This is a genomic window from Microbacterium yannicii PS01, from assembly GCF_000304335.1.
Taxonomy (GTDB): domain Bacteria; phylum Actinomycetota; class Actinomycetes; order Actinomycetales; family Microbacteriaceae; genus Microbacterium; species Microbacterium yannicii_A.
Genome location: NZ_CAJF01000025.1, coordinates 21,410 through 39,080, shown reverse-complemented (window position 1 = coordinate 39,080; position 17,671 = coordinate 21,410). Strand labels below are relative to the sequence as shown.

General features: G+C 70.9%; 17 protein-coding genes. 9 read left to right on the top strand and 8 right to left on the bottom strand.

Features of this window, described 5'->3' with window-relative positions:
- Window positions 1–2: 2 nt before the first annotated feature.
- On the bottom strand, window positions 3–851 hold the full coding sequence (locus WYM_RS13910) for a nitrilase-related carbon-nitrogen hydrolase (RefSeq protein ID WP_019181457.1): 849 nt from the start codon (window positions 849–851) through the stop codon (window positions 3–5).
- Window positions 852–1,122: 271 nt separating this feature from the next.
- Here WYM_RS13910 and WYM_RS13905 point away from each other — a divergent pair, with 271 nt between their 5' ends.
- Window positions 1,123–2,430 (top strand): sensor histidine kinase, encoded by a 1,308-nt coding sequence (locus WYM_RS13905; RefSeq protein ID WP_019181456.1) that lies wholly within the window; start codon window positions 1,123–1,125, stop codon window positions 2,428–2,430.
- A gap of 184 nt (window positions 2,431–2,614) precedes the next feature.
- On the top strand, window positions 2,615–3,274 hold the full coding sequence (locus WYM_RS13900; protein WP_019181455.1) for a response regulator: 660 nt from the start codon (window positions 2,615–2,617) through the stop codon (window positions 3,272–3,274).
- 29 nt (window positions 3,275–3,303) lie between these two features.
- On the opposite strand, the gene WYM_RS13895 is transcribed toward WYM_RS13900, so the two are convergent.
- Window positions 3,304–3,987 carry a hemerythrin domain-containing protein gene (locus WYM_RS13895; RefSeq protein WP_019181454.1) on the bottom strand — a complete coding sequence of 228 codons (684 nt, stop codon included), beginning with the start codon at window positions 3,985–3,987 and terminating at the stop codon, window positions 3,304–3,306.
- Window positions 3,988–4,124: 137 nt separating this feature from the next.
- Between WYM_RS13895 and WYM_RS13890 the strand changes: the two genes are divergently transcribed.
- The 3 genes from WYM_RS13890 (at window position 4,125) to WYM_RS13880 (ending at window position 7,276) form a co-directional block, all read left to right on the top strand.
- Entirely contained in the window at window positions 4,125–4,982 is an 858-nt protein-coding gene (locus tag WYM_RS13890) for an ABC transporter ATP-binding protein (RefSeq protein ID WP_019181453.1), read from the top strand.
- 110 nt (window positions 4,983–5,092) lie between these two features.
- Window positions 5,093–6,475 (top strand): ABC transporter permease, encoded by a 1,383-nt coding sequence (locus tag WYM_RS13885; RefSeq protein WP_019181452.1) that lies wholly within the window; start codon window positions 5,093–5,095, stop codon window positions 6,473–6,475.
- A 207-nt stretch (window positions 6,476–6,682) separates the two neighbouring features.
- Entirely contained in the window at window positions 6,683–7,276 is a 594-nt protein-coding gene (locus WYM_RS13880; protein WP_019181451.1) for an NADPH-dependent FMN reductase, read from the top strand.
- A gap of 192 nt (window positions 7,277–7,468) precedes the next feature.
- On the opposite strand, the gene WYM_RS13875 is transcribed toward WYM_RS13880, so the two are convergent.
- Together WYM_RS13875 and WYM_RS13870 are read right to left on the bottom strand one after the other, a co-directional pair.
- A complete protein-coding gene (locus WYM_RS13875) occupies window positions 7,469–7,975 on the bottom strand; it encodes a GNAT family N-acetyltransferase (protein WP_019181450.1) in 507 nt (168 codons plus the stop codon).
- Window positions 7,968–8,558, bottom strand: a complete 591-nt coding sequence (locus tag WYM_RS13870; protein ID WP_019181449.1) for a hypothetical protein — start codon at window positions 8,556–8,558, stop codon at window positions 7,968–7,970. Before WYM_RS13870 ends, WYM_RS13875 begins: the two co-directional genes overlap by 8 nt.
- Before the next feature lie 121 nt (window positions 8,559–8,679).
- Between WYM_RS13870 and WYM_RS13865 the strand changes: the two genes are divergently transcribed.
- Window positions 8,680–9,378, top strand: a complete 699-nt coding sequence (locus WYM_RS13865) for a 2-phosphosulfolactate phosphatase (protein ID WP_019181448.1) — start codon at window positions 8,680–8,682, stop codon at window positions 9,376–9,378.
- Window positions 9,379–9,391: 13 nt separating this feature from the next.
- Here WYM_RS13865 and WYM_RS13860 read toward each other — a convergent pair whose 3' ends face one another.
- The 3 genes from WYM_RS13860 to WYM_RS13850 all read right to left on the bottom strand — a co-directional run bounded on the left by WYM_RS13860 (window position 9,392) and on the right by WYM_RS13850 (window position 11,404).
- Window positions 9,392–9,880, bottom strand: coding sequence for a SprT-like domain-containing protein (locus tag WYM_RS13860; RefSeq protein WP_019181447.1), 489 nt, complete (start codon window positions 9,878–9,880; stop codon window positions 9,392–9,394).
- A gap of 46 nt (window positions 9,881–9,926) precedes the next feature.
- Window positions 9,927–10,454, bottom strand: a complete 528-nt coding sequence (locus tag WYM_RS13855; RefSeq protein ID WP_026059821.1) for a hypothetical protein — start codon at window positions 10,452–10,454, stop codon at window positions 9,927–9,929.
- Between the two features lie 86 nt (window positions 10,455–10,540).
- Window positions 10,541–11,404, bottom strand: coding sequence for a spermidine synthase (locus WYM_RS13850; protein ID WP_026059820.1), 864 nt, complete (start codon window positions 11,402–11,404; stop codon window positions 10,541–10,543).
- 256 nt (window positions 11,405–11,660) lie between these two features.
- On the opposite strand from WYM_RS13850, the gene WYM_RS13845 reads away from it, so the two are divergent.
- From WYM_RS13845 to WYM_RS13835, 3 genes are all read left to right on the top strand, one after another.
- Entirely contained in the window at window positions 11,661–13,331 is a 1,671-nt protein-coding gene (locus WYM_RS13845; protein WP_019181444.1) for an ABC transporter substrate-binding protein, read from the top strand.
- A 97-nt stretch (window positions 13,332–13,428) separates the two neighbouring features.
- The gene (locus tag WYM_RS13840; RefSeq protein WP_019181443.1) at window positions 13,429–14,433 is read left to right on the top strand and encodes an ABC transporter permease; all 1,005 of its coding nucleotides are present in this window, start codon (window positions 13,429–13,431) and stop codon (window positions 14,431–14,433) included.
- Window positions 14,434–14,467: 34 nt separating this feature from the next.
- Window positions 14,468–15,430: an ABC transporter permease gene (locus WYM_RS13835; RefSeq protein ID WP_019181442.1), complete on the top strand. Its 963-nt coding sequence runs from the start codon at window positions 14,468–14,470 to the stop codon at window positions 15,428–15,430.
- A gap of 273 nt (window positions 15,431–15,703) precedes the next feature.
- Here the strand turns inward: WYM_RS13835 and WYM_RS13830 are convergent, their stop codons facing one another.
- Window positions 15,704–17,503: an ABC transporter ATP-binding protein gene (locus WYM_RS13830; protein ID WP_019181441.1), complete on the bottom strand. Its 1,800-nt coding sequence runs from the start codon at window positions 17,501–17,503 to the stop codon at window positions 15,704–15,706.
- Between the last annotated feature and the right edge of the window lie 168 nt (window positions 17,504–17,671).

The window sequence follows — 17,671 nt, the reverse complement described above, 5'->3', positions numbered from 1 at the left end:
TCCTAGGGCTTCGCGATCCGGGTGTACGAGTCCGGCCGGCGGTCGCGATAGAACTGCCAGTCATCGCGCATCTCCAGCACCATTCCGAGATCGAGGTCGCGCACGAGCAGCTCCTCGTGTTCGCTCGAGCCCCGCTCGCCCACGAAGTTCCCTCGCGGATCGATCACCTGGCTCGTGCCGTAGAAGTCGACGGCCAGGTCGCCGTACTCGTTGTCCTCGCGTCCGACGCGGTTGGGCTGCAGCACGAAGTAGCCGTTGGCCACGGCCGCCGCCGGCCCCTCGACCTCCCACAGCCGGTTCGACAGCCCCGGCTTGGTGGCGTTGGGATTGAACACGATGTGGGCGTTCGCCAGTCCCAGCTCGCGCCACCCTTCGGGGAAGTGGCGGTCGTAGCAGATGTACATGCCGACCCGCCCGACGGCCGTCTCGAAGACCGGGTAGCCCAGGTTGCCCGGGCGGAAGTAGAACTTCTCCCAGAACCGGTCGAGGTGGGGCAGGTGATGCTTGCGGTACTTGCCGAGCACGGCGCCGTCGGCATCGACGAGCACCGAGGTGTTGTAGTACACCCCGGTCTCCGCCTCTTCGTAGATCGGCAGCACCGTCACGATCCCGAGCTCCTTCGCGAGCGCGGCGAAACGCTGAACGATGGGGCCGTCGGCGGCCTCGGCGTACCGGTAGTACTTCTTGTCCTGCGTGATCCCGAAGTACGGGCCGTAGAACAGCTCCTGGAAGCACACGACCTGCGCACCCTGGGCGGCGGCATCCCGCGCGAACCCCTCGTGCTTGTCGAGCATCGACTCCTTGTCGCCGGTCCAGGTGGTCTGTGAAATGGCCGCGCGTACCGTGGTCATGGTTCTCCGTCCGTCCTTGGCTGGGTCCCTCGGGCAGGGACCGACGGGGTCGGATCGATGGAGCAGCCCCGTTCCCTGATCCTGTCGACCCGACGTTTCCCGTCGGTTTCGCCCTGTGACGCGACAGTAAAGCCTTGCGCTCCGCCTGGCAATGGTTGGGCCGGCCGACCTTAACGCCGCGAGCCGTGTACATCGCGAGGCGGATGCCGTCGCACCCGCCGTACAGCGCGGGACGGATGCCGCGGCATCCGTTCTCCCGTAGCGTGAATTCGTGTTCCGCCGACTGAAGCCCTTCCAGCTCGTCGTCGACGTATCGATCGCGGTGGTCTTCTTCCTCATCGCGACGCCGATCGAGCTCGTGATCACCGGGCAGGCGACCGTGGAGGCGTTCATCGGCCGGCCCGCAACGCTGTTCGCGGCCGTGCTCATCGCCGCGCTGTTCAGCGGGGCGCTCGCGGTCCGTCGTGTCTCTCCGGCGCTGGCGCTCGGGCTCGCCTGGGCCGGAGCCCTGCTGCAGGTGGGCCTCGGCCGGTCGCCGAGCTTCGCCGACCTCGCGGTCTTCGCCGTGCTGTATGCGACGGCCGCCTACGGTTCGACGCGCTTGTACTGGGCGGGCTTCGCCTCTGCCATCCTCGGTGCGCTGGTCATCACGGTGTATCTGACCACCGGTCCGCTCATGTTCAGCGGCGGCGGGTTGTCGTGGGAGACGCTGCCGTCCGCGCTGCTGCTGCTGGTCGCGGCGGCGTTCGCGCTCGGCCTGTCGTGGACGGTGGGCGCGCTCCTGCGCTCGTCGGTGCGTGCGCGAGCTAACCGCGAAGCCCAGGAGCGGGCGGAAGGCGAAGCGGCGGCCGAGCAGGAGCGCGTGCGCATCGCCCGCGATATGCACGACATCGTCGCCCACTCGCTGGCGGTCGTGATCGCCCAGGCGGACGGCGCCCGGTACGCACTCGCGGCCGCACGGCCGGCGGGATCCCCCGATGCGGTCGCCGACCAGCCTCACGGTGCGAACTCGCCGACGTCATCGGGCGCGGGGGCTGCGGCACCCGGTCCGCCTTCGGTCACGCCCGAGTCCGCCCTCGCGAGCGAAGCGCTCGGCACGATCTCGGCGACGGCGCGCGCGGCGCTCGCCGACGTCCGCCTGCTGCTGACGCAGCTGCGGCACCGGCAGGGCGACGGTCCGCAGCCCACGCTCGCCGACCTCGAGACCCTGTACGCGCACGTGCGCGCGGCCGGCGTCCAGCTGCGCGTGGACGTCGATCCGGCGCCACCCGGCACGCCGCCGGCCTCGGCGCAGCTCGCGGTGTACCGCATCCTGCAGGAGGCCCTGACGAACGCGCTGCGGCATGGCGCGCCGGGCGGACCGGTCGATGTGCGGCTGGCGTGGCTGCCCGACCGGGTCGAGGTCGAGGTGCGCAACCCGCTCGCCGGCACACCGCCTTCTGTCGAGGCGCACCGCGGGCACGGACTCATCGGCATGCGCGAGCGCGCCCAGCTGGTCGGCGGGCGGCTCGATGCAGGCGCCGACCCCGCCGGCTCCTTCCTCGTGTCGGCCGTCCTCCCGGTGGGAGAGGCGCCGTGATGCGCGGCTACGGCGGTGTCCGTGCGCCGAATCGGATCCGCTCGTGCGGACGCGGCGCCCGGTTCGCCGGGAGCGGATGCCGCCGCACGGCGTGTCGGCCCGGATCTCCGCACCTGCGGACGGCGCCCCGGCGGACGCGGAATCGAAACCGCACCTGCGGGCCGCGCACGACCGAAGGAAGAGCATGACCCGCATACGTGTCGCGCTGGTCGACGATCAGGCGCTGTTCCGCGCGGGCATCCGCATGCTCGTCGACTCGCAGCCCGACCTCGAAGTCGTCGCCGAGGCATCCGATGGTCGCGAAGCGCTCGACGTCGTGCGCGCGAGCCGCCCCGACGTCGTGCTGATGGACATCCGGATGCCCGTCATGGACGGGCTCGCGGCGACGACCGAGCTGCTGGCCGATCCGCCGGAGCCGGGCCGGGAGCCGCCCCGCATCGTGATGCTCACGACGTTCGATCTCGATGAGGCCGCGGCGCGCGCCATCCGGCAGGGGGCGAGCGGGTTCCTGCTGAAGGACGCCGACCCCGAGTTCCTCCTCGCCGCGATCCGCACCGTGCACGCCGGCTCGGCCGTCATCGCCGCGTCGGCGACCCGCGAGCTGTTCGAGAGATTCACGGATGCCGCGGCCCGCCCCGTCCCGCCGGCCTATGCCGAGCTGACCGAGCGCGAGCGCGAGATCTTCGCGCTCGCGGCCCGCGGGCTCTCCAACGCCGAGATCGCCGCGCGGGAGTTCCTCTCGGAGGCCACCGTGAAGACCCACATCAGCCGGATCCTCACCAAGCTGGCCCTGCGCGACCGCGTGCAGCTGGTCGTCTTCGCCTTCGAGCACGGCCTGGCCTGAGCTTCCCCCGAGGGGGAGGGGATGCTGAGCTAAGGGCCCTCGAGCGCGACGAGGTTGCGCTCGTACTGCCGCTTGCCCACGAGCTTCCACAGGAGGCGGGCGGGAGCGGGGAGCTCGGTGCGGAAGAACCACTCGCCGCCGTCGGGCTGGGCGGCCATGATGCCGCCCAGGGCGTTCCACATCTGGCCCTTCGGAGTGGCCTTGCGGCCGTGCTCGCCGAACCACTCCGCTTCGCGTTCGGTCAGGGTGACCTCCATCACCGGCACGATGTTCGCCTCTTCGTCCGGGAGGTGCACGGCCAGCGCGGCGTTGATCCCGTCGAGCGCCTGGAGGACGGCATCCGGATCGGCGGCCGACGCGCGCCAGGCGGGAAGGGAGGCGTCGAGGTCGGCCAGCGGCGCCAGGATCGCCGCGTGCTGCTCCTGCATGCGCGACACGTGCGATGCGCACGCCGGAGCGCGCTCCTCGAGGACGCTCCAAAGGCGCTCGTCCTCGCCCTCATGATGCGCGTGGAGGGCGCTCGAGATGAGGTCGAGGTGCGTCGCGACGACCTCCCCGTGCGCGGTGTCGCCGGTTCGAACCCCGCGCACGAGCCGGGGCGCATCGCCGAAGTGATGGCGGAACACGCGATGGATCATCGCCATCCCGCTCGCGTCGCAGGTCTTGGGGCCTGCAGGCAGGTCGCCGCTCGGCGGCAGAGGCGTGGCGGGCATCGGGTCTCCCTCATCGTCGTGGGCCTGTCGCGACGATATCCCCGCCGGCGCTGCACCGGAAGATCATCCTCGCGATGTACGGCGGATGCCTCCACCGGCCGACGCCGGAGGGCAGGCGGATTCCTAACGTCGTAGGCATGGAGATTTCATCGACCGACCTGGGCCCCAGCCCGTCCGAGGCTCCGCGCAACGACGAAGTCGGTGCGTGGAGAGACGCGCAGGGAGGGCTCGCTGCCCGGGTCCAGCAGCTCACCAAGACCTACGGAGCCGGCGAGAGCACGGTGCGGGCCCTCGACGGCGTGAGCGTGGGGATCCGCCGCGGCGAGTTCACCGCGATCATGGGGCCCTCCGGCTCGGGCAAGTCGACCCTGATGCACATCATGGCGGGCCTGGACGCACCGACCGCCGGGCGCGCGTGGATCGGCGACACCGACATCACCGGGCTGTCCGACCTCGAGCTCACCATCCTGCGACGTCGCCGCGTCGGCTTCGTCTTCCAGGCGTTCAACCTGGTGCCCACCCTTGATGCGCTCGGCAACATCCTGCTGCCGTTCGACCTCGACGGGCGCCGGCCGACCGCGCTCGAGCGCTCGCGCATCGACGGGCTCGTCGAGACGCTCGGGCTGACCGCGCGCCTCGGGCACCGGCCCCACCAGCTCTCGGGCGGGCAGCAGCAGCGCGTCGCGATCGCCCGCGCCCTGGCCACCTCACCCGACCTCGTCTTCGCCGACGAGCCCACCGGAAACCTCGACTCGCGCAGCGGCCGCGAAGTGCTCGGACTGCTGGCCGCCGCGAGCCGCGATCACGGCCAGTCCATCGCGATGGTCACTCACGACCCTGTCGCCGCGTCGCACGCCGACCGCGTGCTCTTCCTCGGCGACGGCCGCCTCGTCGCCGACAAGCCGCGGCAGAGCCCGGAGGAGATCTCGGCGTACATGCTCGCCTCCGAGCTGGGCACGGTACCTGCGGCTTCCGCAGCGGGGGTGGCATCGTGAGTACGGTTGCGCAGGCCCCGGACAAGCGGATGCCGCAGGCCGCGGCATCCGGATCCGTCCCTCGATCCGCTGCTCGTGGCGGGTCGCCCGGATGGCTGCGTGAGCGCGGCATGGGAGCGAGCATCCTCGTCGCGGCCATCTCGAGCGCGTTCGGTGCGGTGCTGCTCAGCGCGACCGGGTACATCGCGGCGCTCCTGAGCGCGGATCCGTACATCGGCGACAGCGGCACGCTCGCGCTGGTGCTCGGGATCCTGTCGGTGCTGCTCGTCGGGGTGGCTGTGTACGTGGCGTCGATCGTCACCGCCAACACCTTCGCGACCGTGGTCGCTGGCCGCACCCGCCGCATCGCGCTGATGCGCCTCATCGGCGCCTCAGCCCGCTCCCAGCGCGGCGAGATCGCCCGGCAGGGCCTCATCGTCGGAGTGATCGGCGCGGCGCTCGGGCTCATCGGCGGAACGCTGCTGTCGTGGGCGGGAATCCTGATCGCCGAGGCCGTGCTCGGCATCGCCGGCGTCGAGTACTCGGTGGTGCAGGCGGTCCTCGTCATCCCTGCCGCCGTGGTGGCGCTGACGACGTGGGCGGCGGCGTGGGCCGGATCGCGCCGGGTGCTCACGGTGACGCCGCTGCAGGCGCTCGGCGGCGCGGTCGAGGTGTCGCACGTCGCGCAGGTGCGCAAGGGCGGCCGCAACGGTGCCGCGATCGCGCTGTTCGCGATCGGCGGGGCGCTGCTGGCGGGCGGCATCCTGCTCGGACTGATCACACCGCTCGGCGTGGTGGTGGCGTTCTTCGGCGGCATCTTCTCGTTCACCGGGCTCGCGATCGGCGCGACGCTGGTGATGCCTCCGGTGCTGCGCCTCGTGGGGCGTGCCTTCGGGCGATCGGCGCCGGCGCGCCTCGCGGCCGAGAACGCTCTGCGGTACCCCGAGCGCTCGAGCCGCATGGCGATCGGCGTCGTGATGGGCGTCACGCTCGTGACGATGTTCGCCGTCGCCCTCGAGACGCAGAAGGCCGTGTTCGCGGCGTCGGCCGACGGCCCGCTCCCGTCCGACATGACGACGCTCATGGACACCTTCGCGGGCATCATGATGGGCCTCGTGGCGGTGTCGGCGATGATCGCCGCGGTCGGCCTCGTGAACCTGCTGACCATCGGGGTGGTACAGCGGCGACGCGAGCTCGGGCTGCTGCGCGCACTGGGCGTCTCGACCGGACAGGTCCGCCGCATGGTGCTGCTCGAGGCGGCGCACATTACGATCGCCGCGACGTTCACGGGCCTCGTGCTCGGCATTGCCTACGGCTGGGCGGCGGCGCAGTCGCTGCTCGGCGCCGTGCCGATGCCGCCGTCGTTCTCCGCCCCGACCCTCGTGGCCCCGGCCGTGCCGTGGCTCCTCGTCGCCGTCCTCGTGGGGGCGACGGCCGTCCTGACACTCGTCGCGGCGGTGGTGCCCACCCGCCTGGCGACGCGCGTCGCGCCGGTCGAGGCACTGGCCGACTGAGCGCGACGGCCCCGCCGTGGGCGTGGGGAGACCGACACTCCCCACGCCCACTTCGCGCATGACCGGGCGTGGCGTGAAGCTGCGGGGAGCGTGTCTCTCGGCGCGGCTTCGCGCCGAGGCATCCGCTCGCCTGCCGGCCCGGGTTCGGCGCGAACGGCTCCCGTCAAGGGGGTGCCCTGGCCTCGGCCACGGAGGCACGCTCGAAGCATGGAGATCGACATCATCGAGCACGAGCCGCCGTACCGGGTCGGCATCATCATCGGGAGCCTGTCGCGCGAGTCCATCAACAGGCTCCTGGCCTCGGCCCTGCAGCGCGTCGCACCGCCCGAGTTCGAGTTCTTCGAGATCTCGTACGACGAGCTGCCGCTGTACAACCGCGACCTCGACGGGGACTACCCGCAGGCGGCGCGCGATCTCAAGGCGGCGATCCAGTCCGCGGACGCCGTGATGTTCGTGACGCCGGAGTACAACCGGTCCATTCCCGGTCCGCTGAAGAACGCGATCGACTGGGGGAGTCGTCCGTACGGCGACAACGCCTGGGACGACAAGCCCACCGCCGTCATCGGCGCCTCACCCGGCAAGATCGGCACCGCGGTCGCCCAGCAGACTCTGCGCAGCACGCTCAGCTATCTCAACGCACGCCAGATGACCTCGCCCGAGGCGTACATCCAGGTCACGCCCGGTCTGATCGAGGACGACGGCACGGTGACCGAGCCCGAGGTCGAGAAGTTCCTGCGCACCTTCATGGCGAAGTTCCTGCAGTACACCGCGCGCGTGCTCACCGTCATCCCGGGCGACTGAGCGCGCGAGCTTCGTGCCGCGGCATCCGCTTGCGTCACGCTCGAGCCTTGTGCTCGAAACAGGTGTTCCGGCGAGGACAGGTCGTTCGATCGTGAACAGTCCTGCGTACGCCGGAACACCTGTTCCGGGGGAGTCGGGTCGTTCGATCGTGCGTCCGGAATGCGCCGGAGCGCCTGTTCCGGGTGACTCGGCTCAGCGCAGCCGGCCGCGCACCATGCGGATCTCGTGCGCACCGCCCAGCCGCTCGTCGTCCTTCGTCGCACCGTCGGCGACGAAGCGGTTGCGCTCGTAGAAGGCGCGGGCGCGCGGGTTGTCCTCCAGCACCCAGAGCGAGGCGGCATCGTCGCCGACCGAGGCGTCGAGAAGCCGCTGACCCGCGCCGCTGCCGTGGTGAGCGCGCAGCACGTTGATCGCGTAGAGCTCGGCCTGCCCTGTGCGGTCCTCGTCGCGGCAGTCGCCCGCCCACGCGAATCCGACGATCGTGCCTTCCCGCTCGGCGACCCACAGCGTCTGCGGGCCGAACGGGGACTCGCCGGAGAGCAGGCGCACCAGGGCGGCCGCACGCTCTGGGATCGGTCGCCCCTCGATCACATCATCGGCGAGCTTGCCGGTATAGGTCTCGCGCCAGGTCTGCAGATGCACGCGCGCGATCGCGAGCGCATCGTCGGTGGTCGCGATCCGGACGGTGACGTCACTCATTCCGCTCGTCGGTGGCAGGCGCGGCGCCGGGCCGACTCTGGGTGGCGCCGTGGTCGGCGACGGGCTCGTGGCCCGGCTTCCCCTCCGGGGTCTCGGGGTCGTGCGCCCAGGTCGGTGCGAGCGAGCGGATGCGCGCGGCGCGCCACTGCCACATGCCCCACAGCACCGGCCACAGGGCGGGCGCGGTCGGGCCGCCGATGACGAGCCGGTCGCGCCACAGCGTCTTGCCGGGCTCGCCGGGAGCGGGCGAGATCGCCATCTGGTGGTCCCACACGTCGAGGCTCGCGAGAGGGCCGGTCAGCGGGATGCCGCTGTCGCGGAAGATCCGCACACGCCCACCGGGCTCATCCACGATGCGCTCGCTCGCATGGATCAGCTGACGGCCCATCGGCACCACCCCGAGTGCCGACAGCTGCACCGGCACGTCGTCGCCCGGACTCCACGCCGTCGGCAGTCCGCTCGGCACGAGGGGCTCGAGATCGAGCATGGGACCGTAGAGCTCCGCCACTGCCCGCGGAGAGTGCACCGCCCGCCACGCGGCGTCGGGGTCGCAGTCGATCACGAACTTCAGCAGGATCTGCATGCTTCAGTGTCGCACCGCAGCTGCGCGGGCACTGCGCCCTTGCCCGGCTGCCGATCCGCGAGTACGAGCTGACGGACGTCACCGGACCCGCCCCGGCCGGCGGCCGTCCTACGCTGGAGGGATGCTTCCCACGCCCCCTTCACGCGCCGCCGCGGGCTCCGCGGAGCCGAGCGGGCGCGTGGCCCCGGAGACGCCGTTCGATCAGCGGCGGTATCAGGTCCGGTTCGAGTGGGGCGCGGCCGGGCTGGCCCGTCTCGCACTGGCCGATGTCGTCGTGGTGGTCGACGTCCTGCGGTTCTCCACGACGGTGACGGATGCTGTCGCCCGAGGCGAGACCGTGCCGCTGAATGCCGCGCACCGCGTTTCCCTCAACGGTGCGGCGGTCGCCGCGGCGGCTGCGGCATCCGGTGCCGTCGTCATGCTCGGGTGCCTGCGGAACGCCGGTGCCGTCGCGGAGGCGGCGCTCGCCGAGCAGCAGCGGCGCGGGGACCGGACGAGTATCGCGGTCATCGCCGCCGGTGAGCTGACCGGCCGGGAAGCAGGCGCGCCCCTGCGGTTCGCGGTCGAGGATCAGCTCGGCGCGGGGGCCGTCGTCGCCGCGCTCGGCGACCTCGGCATCGACCACACGTCGCCGGAGGCGGCAGCGGCCTGCGAGGCCTTCCGCGGCCTCCGCGGTGCGCTCCGGCATCTGCTCACTGCCTGCGGGTCCGGCCAGGAGCTGCTGGACCTCGGGCGCCGCGACGAGGTGCTCGCAGCGGCGGCACTGGATGCGGCATCCGTCGCCCCGGTCCTGCGCGACGGGACCTTCGCCGCGGACTGAACGGCCGACCCTCCTACCGCGGCGTGAGCGCCGCGAGCCGCGCGGCGGGAGTGATCTCGCGCCGGGTCCAGGCGAAGGTGTACCGCTCGTCGAAGCGGGGCGCGCACTTCGCGCACGAGGTGGGCCTCGTCGCCCTGCGGTGCCGGTAGGCGACATGACCGGCGGGGCATACGCCGATCCACGGTGCGAGCTCGGTGGCGGTCTCGCCGGCGTGGGTCGTGCCGCCCACGTAGCCGAGCTCGCGGGCGACCGCCTTCCACTTCGGGCCGTGACCGGCTCCGGCCCCGGCCAGCGCGTGCGCGACCTCGTGCAGCAGGGTCTGATGGTTCGTGTCGTCGTCGTACCTCGCCGCGAGGTAGCGCGACAGGCTGATCCGCTTGTGCGTGTAGTCGCAGAGACCGGCGCGCCGCTTCGCGTTGTCGAACCCGAAGGTCCACGACGAGTCGAGGTGGGCCGCGATGAGGGCGTCGGCCCAATGGCGCACGCGATGCAGTTCCGACATGTGCTGAGAGTAGAACGTATCTACGACACGGCTCCGCGGGCCGGTGTCAGCTGGCGACGGAGGTCGCGGACCGTCGGCGGTCCGCGGCATCGACGGCGAGCAGGGTCGACTCGAGCTGCTCCTGCGTGGCGCCGGACTCCTGGCGGAGGAACAGGGCGCGCTTGAAGTCCTTGCGAGCGGATTCGAAGTCGCCGGCGTCGTAGTTGACCTTGCCGCGGTGCTGGTAGGCGAAGGCCGCGATGCTCGCCCAGCCCTGACCCTCGGCCTCTTCGGCGCAGGTCGTCAGCTCCTGGTCGGCGGCGGCGTAGGCAGCGCGGGCCTGCAGCACCGTCGCGTGCAGGATGCGCGCACGCAGCAGATCCTTGCGGGTGCCGGCCATGCGCGCGACGCGCACCGACTGCTCCGAGATCACGAGGGCGTCCTCGACGCGGTCGAGAACCTTCAGCAGCCACACCCGCTCGAGAAGGGCTGGAAGGCTGCGCTGCTCGCCGATCTCATCGAGGCGTTCCTGGCACGCGCGCGCGTCCACCTTCTCGCGAAGTGTGTCGGGGTCGTATCCCTTGATGTAGCTCACGAAGACTCCCTTCACCCGCGCCGCCGGTCGCCCCTCCAGTGTGCCTTCTCGGTCGCGCGGGTCGGGTCGTGCCACGCCGAGTCGGGTCAACGATCGAAGACGGATGCCGCGGGCCGGGGCGACGGTGTGGCATCGCCGTCCGTGGCGACCCGGGCGCCCCGCGCGAACTCCACCACCTCACGTCCTTCGGCGACCTTCGCCGGGTGCGGCCCGGCCGCCATGAGCCGCGGCAGCCATTCGGTCGGCAGCGGCGCGCGGGATGCTGCGATCACGAGGTTGCCGAACCGCCGGCCCTTCAGCGTCTGCACCTCGGCCAGGACGATGACGTGCTCGAGGACCGCCTGCACCGTCGCCACCTCGCGGCGGGCGAAGGCGAGCCCGGCCCCATCGGAGACGTTCACCAGGAGCACGCCGTCGGGTGCGAGGAAGCGGGCCGATTCGGTGAAGAACTCGACCGTCGTCAGGTGCGCGGGCGTCTGCGCGCCCGAGTACACGTCCGAGACCACGAGGTCGGCCGCTCCGACGAGTCCCGCGGGAAGTCGTCCGAGCACCTCGCGGGCGTCCCCGATCCGCACCCGGATCGCCGCCCCGCGGGGCAGCGGCAGGTTCTCGCGGACGAGGTCCCACAGGGCCGGCTCCAGCTCGGCGACCTGCTGCCGTGAGCCGGGACGGGTGGCCTCGACGTAGCGGGGGATGGTGAGGGCTCCCGCGCCGAGGTGGATGGCGGTGAGCGGCTGCCCCGGCATCCGGAGCCGGTCGATGACCGCGGCCATCCGGGCGACGTACTCGAAGTGCAGGTGCGTCGGGTCGTCGAGGTCGACGTGCGACTGCGGGGTGCCGTCGACATCGAGTTCGAAGCCGCCGCCGAAGGTCGAAGGGATGATCCTGGCCAGCGTGCCGTCCGCGAGCCGCGCGGAGGGGACCGCCGCTTCGTTCCTCGCCCGCGCCATGGCTCCCACGCTAGCCGTCTGCGCCGCGCTCACGACCTCGATTGGCACTTCTGCTCCGGCCGGGCCGAGTGCCCTTCGCAGATCGCCCAGATCGAGGCATCCGGACATGTCGAAACACAATCGAGACACAGGTGTAATCCTCGGTACCGCCCGACCCGGGTAGCGTCGAGGCATCGAACCCCGCTGAGGGCTGCGCGCACCTCCGCTCCACGACGACGTGCAGCTCGGCCCCCACGACACGGAAGGTGCACAGCACATGCTCCACACAGCCAAGAGGCGCTGGCTCACCGGCGCCGCGGCGGTCGCCATCGGGGCGGTCGTCCTGACCGCCTGCGCCAGTCAGCGCGAAGAAGGCGGCGGCACGGAAGAGGCGAGTGACGTCGACTCGACGTTCATCTTCGCCTCATCGGGCGATATCGCCGGCCTCGACCCGGCGATGGCCAACGACGGCGAGACCTTCCGCGTCTCGCGACAGATCTTCGAGGGTCTGGTCGGCGTCGAGCCGGGCACGGCCGACCCCGCTCCGGGCCTCGCCGAGAGCTGGGAGCAGTCCGAGGACGGACTGTCGTACACCTTCCAGCTCAAAGAGGGCGTGACGTTCCACGACGGCACCGACTTCAACGCCGAAGCGGTCTGCTTCAACTTCGACCGCATCAACAACTTCACCGGTCTCGCGGCGACCGAGAGCCTGTCGTACTACTGGGGCAAGCTCATGCGCGGCTACGCCGAGACCGGCACCTCGATCTACGGCGGCTGCGAGGCGACGAGCGACACCGAGGCGACGATCACGCTGACGCAGCCCTTCGCCGGCTTCATCCCGGCGCTGTCGCTGCCGTCGTTCGCGATCCAGAGCCCCACGGCGCTGGAGGAGTACAACGCCGACGAAGTGGGCGGCACCGCCGAGGCACCCGTGCTCAGCGAGTACGCGCAGGCCCACCCGGTCGGCACCGGACCGTTCAAGTTCGACGACTGGGCGCCCGGCGAGACGGTGACCCTCAGCGCCTACGAGGACTACTGGGGCGAGCAGGGAGCGGTGCAGGAGGTCATCTTCCAGGTGATCGGCGAAACCACTGCCCGCCGTCAGGCCCTCGAGTCGGGCTCGATCGACGGATACGACCTCGTCGCCCCCGCTGATCTCGCCTCTCTCGAGGAGGCCGGGTTCAACCTCGTCAACCGTGACCCGTTCAACATCCTCTACCTCGCCATGAACCAGGCGGTGCCGGCGCTGGCCGACATCCGCGTGCGCCAGGCGATCGCGCACGCGGTCGACAAGGAGCAGCTGGTCACGCAGGTGCTGCCCGAGGGCACCGAGGTGGCGCGCGAGTTCATGCCGCCCGCGGTCATCGGCTGGAACGAGGATGTCACGACCTACGAGTACGACCCCGAGGCCGCCCAGGCGCTGCTCGCCGAGGCCGGCTACAACGAGGCGAACCCGCTGACGCTGCAGTTCAACTACCCCGTGAACGTGTCGCGTCCGTACATGCCCAACCCGGAGCAGATCTACACCAACCTGGCTTCGCAGCTCGAGGCCGTCGGCATCGTGCTCACGCCGGTCGGCGAGGACTGGAACCCGACGTACCTGGACCGCATCCAGGGCGGCGCGGACCACGGCATCCACCTGCTCGGCTGGACCGGCGACTACAACGACCCCGACAACTTCGTCGGGACGTTCTTCGCCTCGCCCGGCAATGAGTGGGGCTTCGAGAACGCCGAGCTCACGCAGGCGCTGACCGATGCCCGCGGTCTCGCGACCGCCGAGGATCAGGAAGCCGCCTACCTCGACGTCAACGAGCAGATCATGGAGTACCTCCCCGGAATCCCGCTGGCCCACCCGGTGCCGACGCTCGCCTTCGCCGAGCGGGTCACCTCGTACCCGGCCAGCCCCGTGCAGGACGAGGTCTACAACATGGTCGAGCTCAGCGAGTGACGCGCTGAGAACGCGGACGCCGCGACCCGGTCTCGCCGCCGGGTCGCGGCATCCGTGATACCGCCAGATCTCGCCCGCGTCCTCGGAGAACCATCTCGTGCTACGCACCATCGGCCACCGGCTGCTTCTGCTGATCCCGACCCTGCTCGGCCTGTCCGTCCTGCTGTTCCTGTGGGTGCGCGCCCTTCCCGGCGGCCCCGCCGTCGCGCTGCTCGGCGAGCGTGCGACGCCCGAGGCGGTCGAGTTGATCAACGAGCAGTACGGCTTCAACGAGCCGCTGATCGTCCAGTACTTCACCTGGCTCGGCCAGCTGCTCTCGGGCGACTTCGGCACGTCGCTGCAGACGCGCCAGCCCGTCCTGGAGGAGTTCCTGCGGCGCCTCCCGGCGACGCTCGAGCTCAGCTTCCTCGCGATCATCCTCGCGGTGGGCATCGGCATCCCGCTGGGGTACCTCGCCGCGCGGCGTCACGGGCGCGCATCCGACCACATCCTCGTCGGCGCGAGTCTGCTCGGCATCACCATCCCCGTCTTCTTCCTGGCCTTCATCCTCAAGTGGGTGTTCGCGGTGCAGCTGGGGTGGCTGCCGTCCGAGGGTCGCCAGGACCCTCGCCTCGACGCGACCCACTACACCGGCTTCTACGTGCTCGACGGCATCATCACAGGGGAGTGGGATGCCGCGTGGGATGCGTTCCTGCACCTGATCCTGCCCGCGATCGCGCTGGCATCGATCCCGCTGGCGATCATCGTCCGCATCACGCGGGCCTCGGTGCTCGAGGTGCAGAACTCGGACTACGTCCGCACCGGCATGGCCAAGGGCATCTCGCGCTCCACCATCCGCAGCCGCTTCATCCTGCGCAACGCAATGCTCCCCGTCATCACGACGATCGGTCTGCAGGTCGGACTGCTGATCTCGGGGGCGGTGCTCACCGAGACGGTGTTCGCCTACCCGGGGATCGGCTCCTTCCTCGCCCGGGCGATCTTCACGCGGGACTACCCGGTCCTGCAGGGCTTCATCATCTTCATCGCCGTCGGCTACGCCCTGATCAACCTGGCGGTCGACGTCTCGTACAGCTTCATCGACCCGAGAGTGAGGGTCTCATGACACTCGTTCCTCTTCCGGCGACGGGAGGTCCGGCATGACCTCTGCGATGCTTCCGCCCGCGCCCAGCGGCGGACCCGTCGACGACACCTCCGTCGACGACAAGGAGCTGATGGCCGCCCGCACCGGCGGCGGCGGGTTCTGGCGCGCGGTCTTCCGACGGCTGCGCCGCAACCCCAGCGCATGGGTGGGTGCCGGGATCATCGCGGTGTTCCTGCTCGTCGCACTCCTGGCGCCGTGGCTGGCCCCGTACGGGGCGACCGAGCTGCCCGGTCAGCGCTACATCACTCCCACGTACATCCCGGGTCCGGGCGAGATCCCGGAGTTCCCGCTCGGGCTCGACCGCTTCGGCGGCGACGTGCTGTCGAAGCTCATCTGGGGCGCCCGCGCCACGCTTCTCATCGGCGTCATCTCGACGGCGATCGGCCTCGTCGGCGGCATGATCCTCGGATTCCTGTGCGGCATGTTCGGCGGCTGGGTCGACACGCTGATCATGCGCATCGTCGACATCATGCTGTCGGTCCCCTCGCTCCTGCTCGCGGTGTCGATCGCCGCGATCATCGGGCAGAACCAGGCGTCGCTCATGATCGCGATCGGCGTGGTGCAGGTGCCGGTGTTCGCGCGCCTGCTGCGCGCCTCGATGCTCCAGCAGCGCAACGCCGACTACGTGCTCTCGGCTCAGACGCTGGGCCTCGGGCGCGGCACGATCACCATGAGCCACGTGCTCCCGAACTCGGTCGGACCGGTCATCGTGCAGGGCACGCTGTCGCTTGCGACCGCTGTGATCGAGGCGGCGGCGCTGTCGTACCTCGGACTCGGCGGCGACGTGCCGCAGACGGCGGAGTGGGGCCGCATGCTCACGTACGCGCAGCTCGAGCTCGCGATCGCCCCGTGGCTGGCGTTCCTCCCCGGCATCTGCATCACGGTGACCGCGCTCGGCTTCACCCTGTTCGGCGAGGCCCTGCGCGAGGCGATGGACCCCCGCACCCGAGCCCGCTGAGCGGCGCGGGGTCGCGGCATCCGTTTCGCGCGCTCCTCCGTCTCGCGCGCCCCTCCGTCTCGCGCGCTCCTCCGTCTGCGCGCTCCTCCGGCTGCGCTCCGCAGTCTGCGCTCCGCAGTCACCTTTCGCGCACCCAGTGTGCCGTCGCCCGCAGATCCTGACTGCAGAGCACGATGACCTCGTGGTCCGCAGTCACTTTTTGCGCACCCAGTGTGCCGTCGCCCGCAGATCCTGACTGCGGAGCACGGTGGCCGCCGGGGTTACCGGCGGGGGTCAGACCGCGATGTCGAGCTCGTTGCCGGGGATCGACGAGAGCAGCCGCCGCGTGTACGGGTCGCGCGCGTTGGTGAAGATCTCTTCGGAGGATGCCGCCTCCGCCAGCTGCCCGTCCTTCATGACGCAGACGTAGTCGCTGATCAGGCGCACCACCGCGAGGTCGTGCGAGATGAAGAGGTAGCTCAGGCCGTATTCGCGCTGCAGGTCGCGCAGCAGCGTCAGCACCTGGTCCTGCACGAGCACGTCGAGGGCCGACACCGGCTCGTCGCACACGATGAGGTCGGGCGAGAGCGCCAGGGCGCGGGCGATCGCGACACGCTGGCGCTGGCCACCCGACAGCTCGGACGGGTAGCGGCGCAGCATGGCCTCGGGCAGCGCCACGTCGTCCAGCAGCTGGCGCACGCGTGCCGCGCGCTCCTTGGCCGACCCGCGCTTGTAGAACTCCAGGGGCTCCGAGATGATCCGCTCGATCGAGAACATCGGGTTCAGCGACGAGTACGGGTCCTGGAAGATCGGCTGCACCCGCTGCCGGAACTCCCGCAGCTGCCGCCCCTTCAAGGTCGCGACATCCTGCCCGTCGAAGCGGATGGCCCCCGCGGTCGGCTCGATGACCTTCAGCAGCATGCGGGCGGTCGTGGTCTTGCCCGAACCCGACTCGCCCACAATGGCGACCGTCTCGCCCCGCGGGATCGCGAATGAGACGTCCTTGACCGCGGTGAAGTCCTCCTTCTGCCCGCGGATCGGGTAGATCTTGGTGAGCCCCTCGACCTCCACGATGTAGTCGGCCTCACCGGTCGCCTCGGCTTCGGCTGGCGTGCCGCCCTCGTGCTTCGCGGCACGGGGCTCGGTTGTCGCGGCGGGCGCGGCATCCGTCGCCGCGACGTCCGTCGCAGAATCCGTCCGCTCGGGAGCCGGGCTGATGTCGGGCACCGGGATGCCGGGAGCCGCTGTGCGGAACACCTCGGGTCGCAGGCGCACCGCCGCCACCGACGGCGCCGCCCTGACCAGGGCCTGCGTGTACGCGTGCTGCGGGTCTTCCAGGATCTGCCGGGCCGGGCCCTGCTCGACGATGCGTCCGCGGTTCATCACGACGACGCGCGAGGCGCGTTCGGCGGCGAGCCCGAGGTCGTGCGTGATGAGCATGACCGACGTGCCGCGCTCCTGGGTCATCCGTCCGAGCTGGTCGAGGATCGTCTTCTGCACCGTGACGTCCAGCGCGCTGGTGGGCTCGTCGGCGATGAGCAGCTTCGGGTCGCACGCGAGCCCGATGGCGATGAGGGCGCGCTGGCGCATACCGCCCGAGAACTCGTGCGGGTACTGCTTGGCGCGGTCCTCGGCGTTCGGAAGACCGGCGGCGGCGAGGGTCTCGACGACCTTGCGGTCGACGTCCTTGCGGGTCGCGAGCCCGTGGGCGAGAAGGGTCTCGGCGATCTGCGTGCCGATCTTCGCGACGGGGTTGAGGTTCGACATCGGGTCCTGCGGCACGAGTCCGATCGAGCGCCCGCGGATGCTGCGCATCACGCTCTCCGAAGCCCCCACAAGGTCCTCGCCCTCGAGCATGATGCTGCCCCGTGTGACGCGGCCGTTGCCGGGAAGCAGCCCGATCACCGCCATCGCGGTGGTCGACTTGCCCGATCCGGACTCGCCGACGATCGCCAGGGTCTCGCCGGCGGCGATGTCGAGGTCGACGCCCTCGACCGCGTGCACGGGGCCGTCGATCGTCTGGAACTCGACGGCGACGTCGCGCACCTGGAGCAGCGGCGCTCCGGCCGCGAGACGTTCAGTTGTTCGGGCCATGCGCTCCATCCTGCCTGGCGCGCGCGCTTTGCGCACCGCTTCGGCGCCAGCCTTTACGCATCCGTAACGCGTGGCCGCATTCGTTGAGCGAAGTGACCTGCGATGACGGTTCCGGGCGCATTTCTTTCCCAGAGCGGACGGGAATGGCCGCGAGCACGGGGATACCGT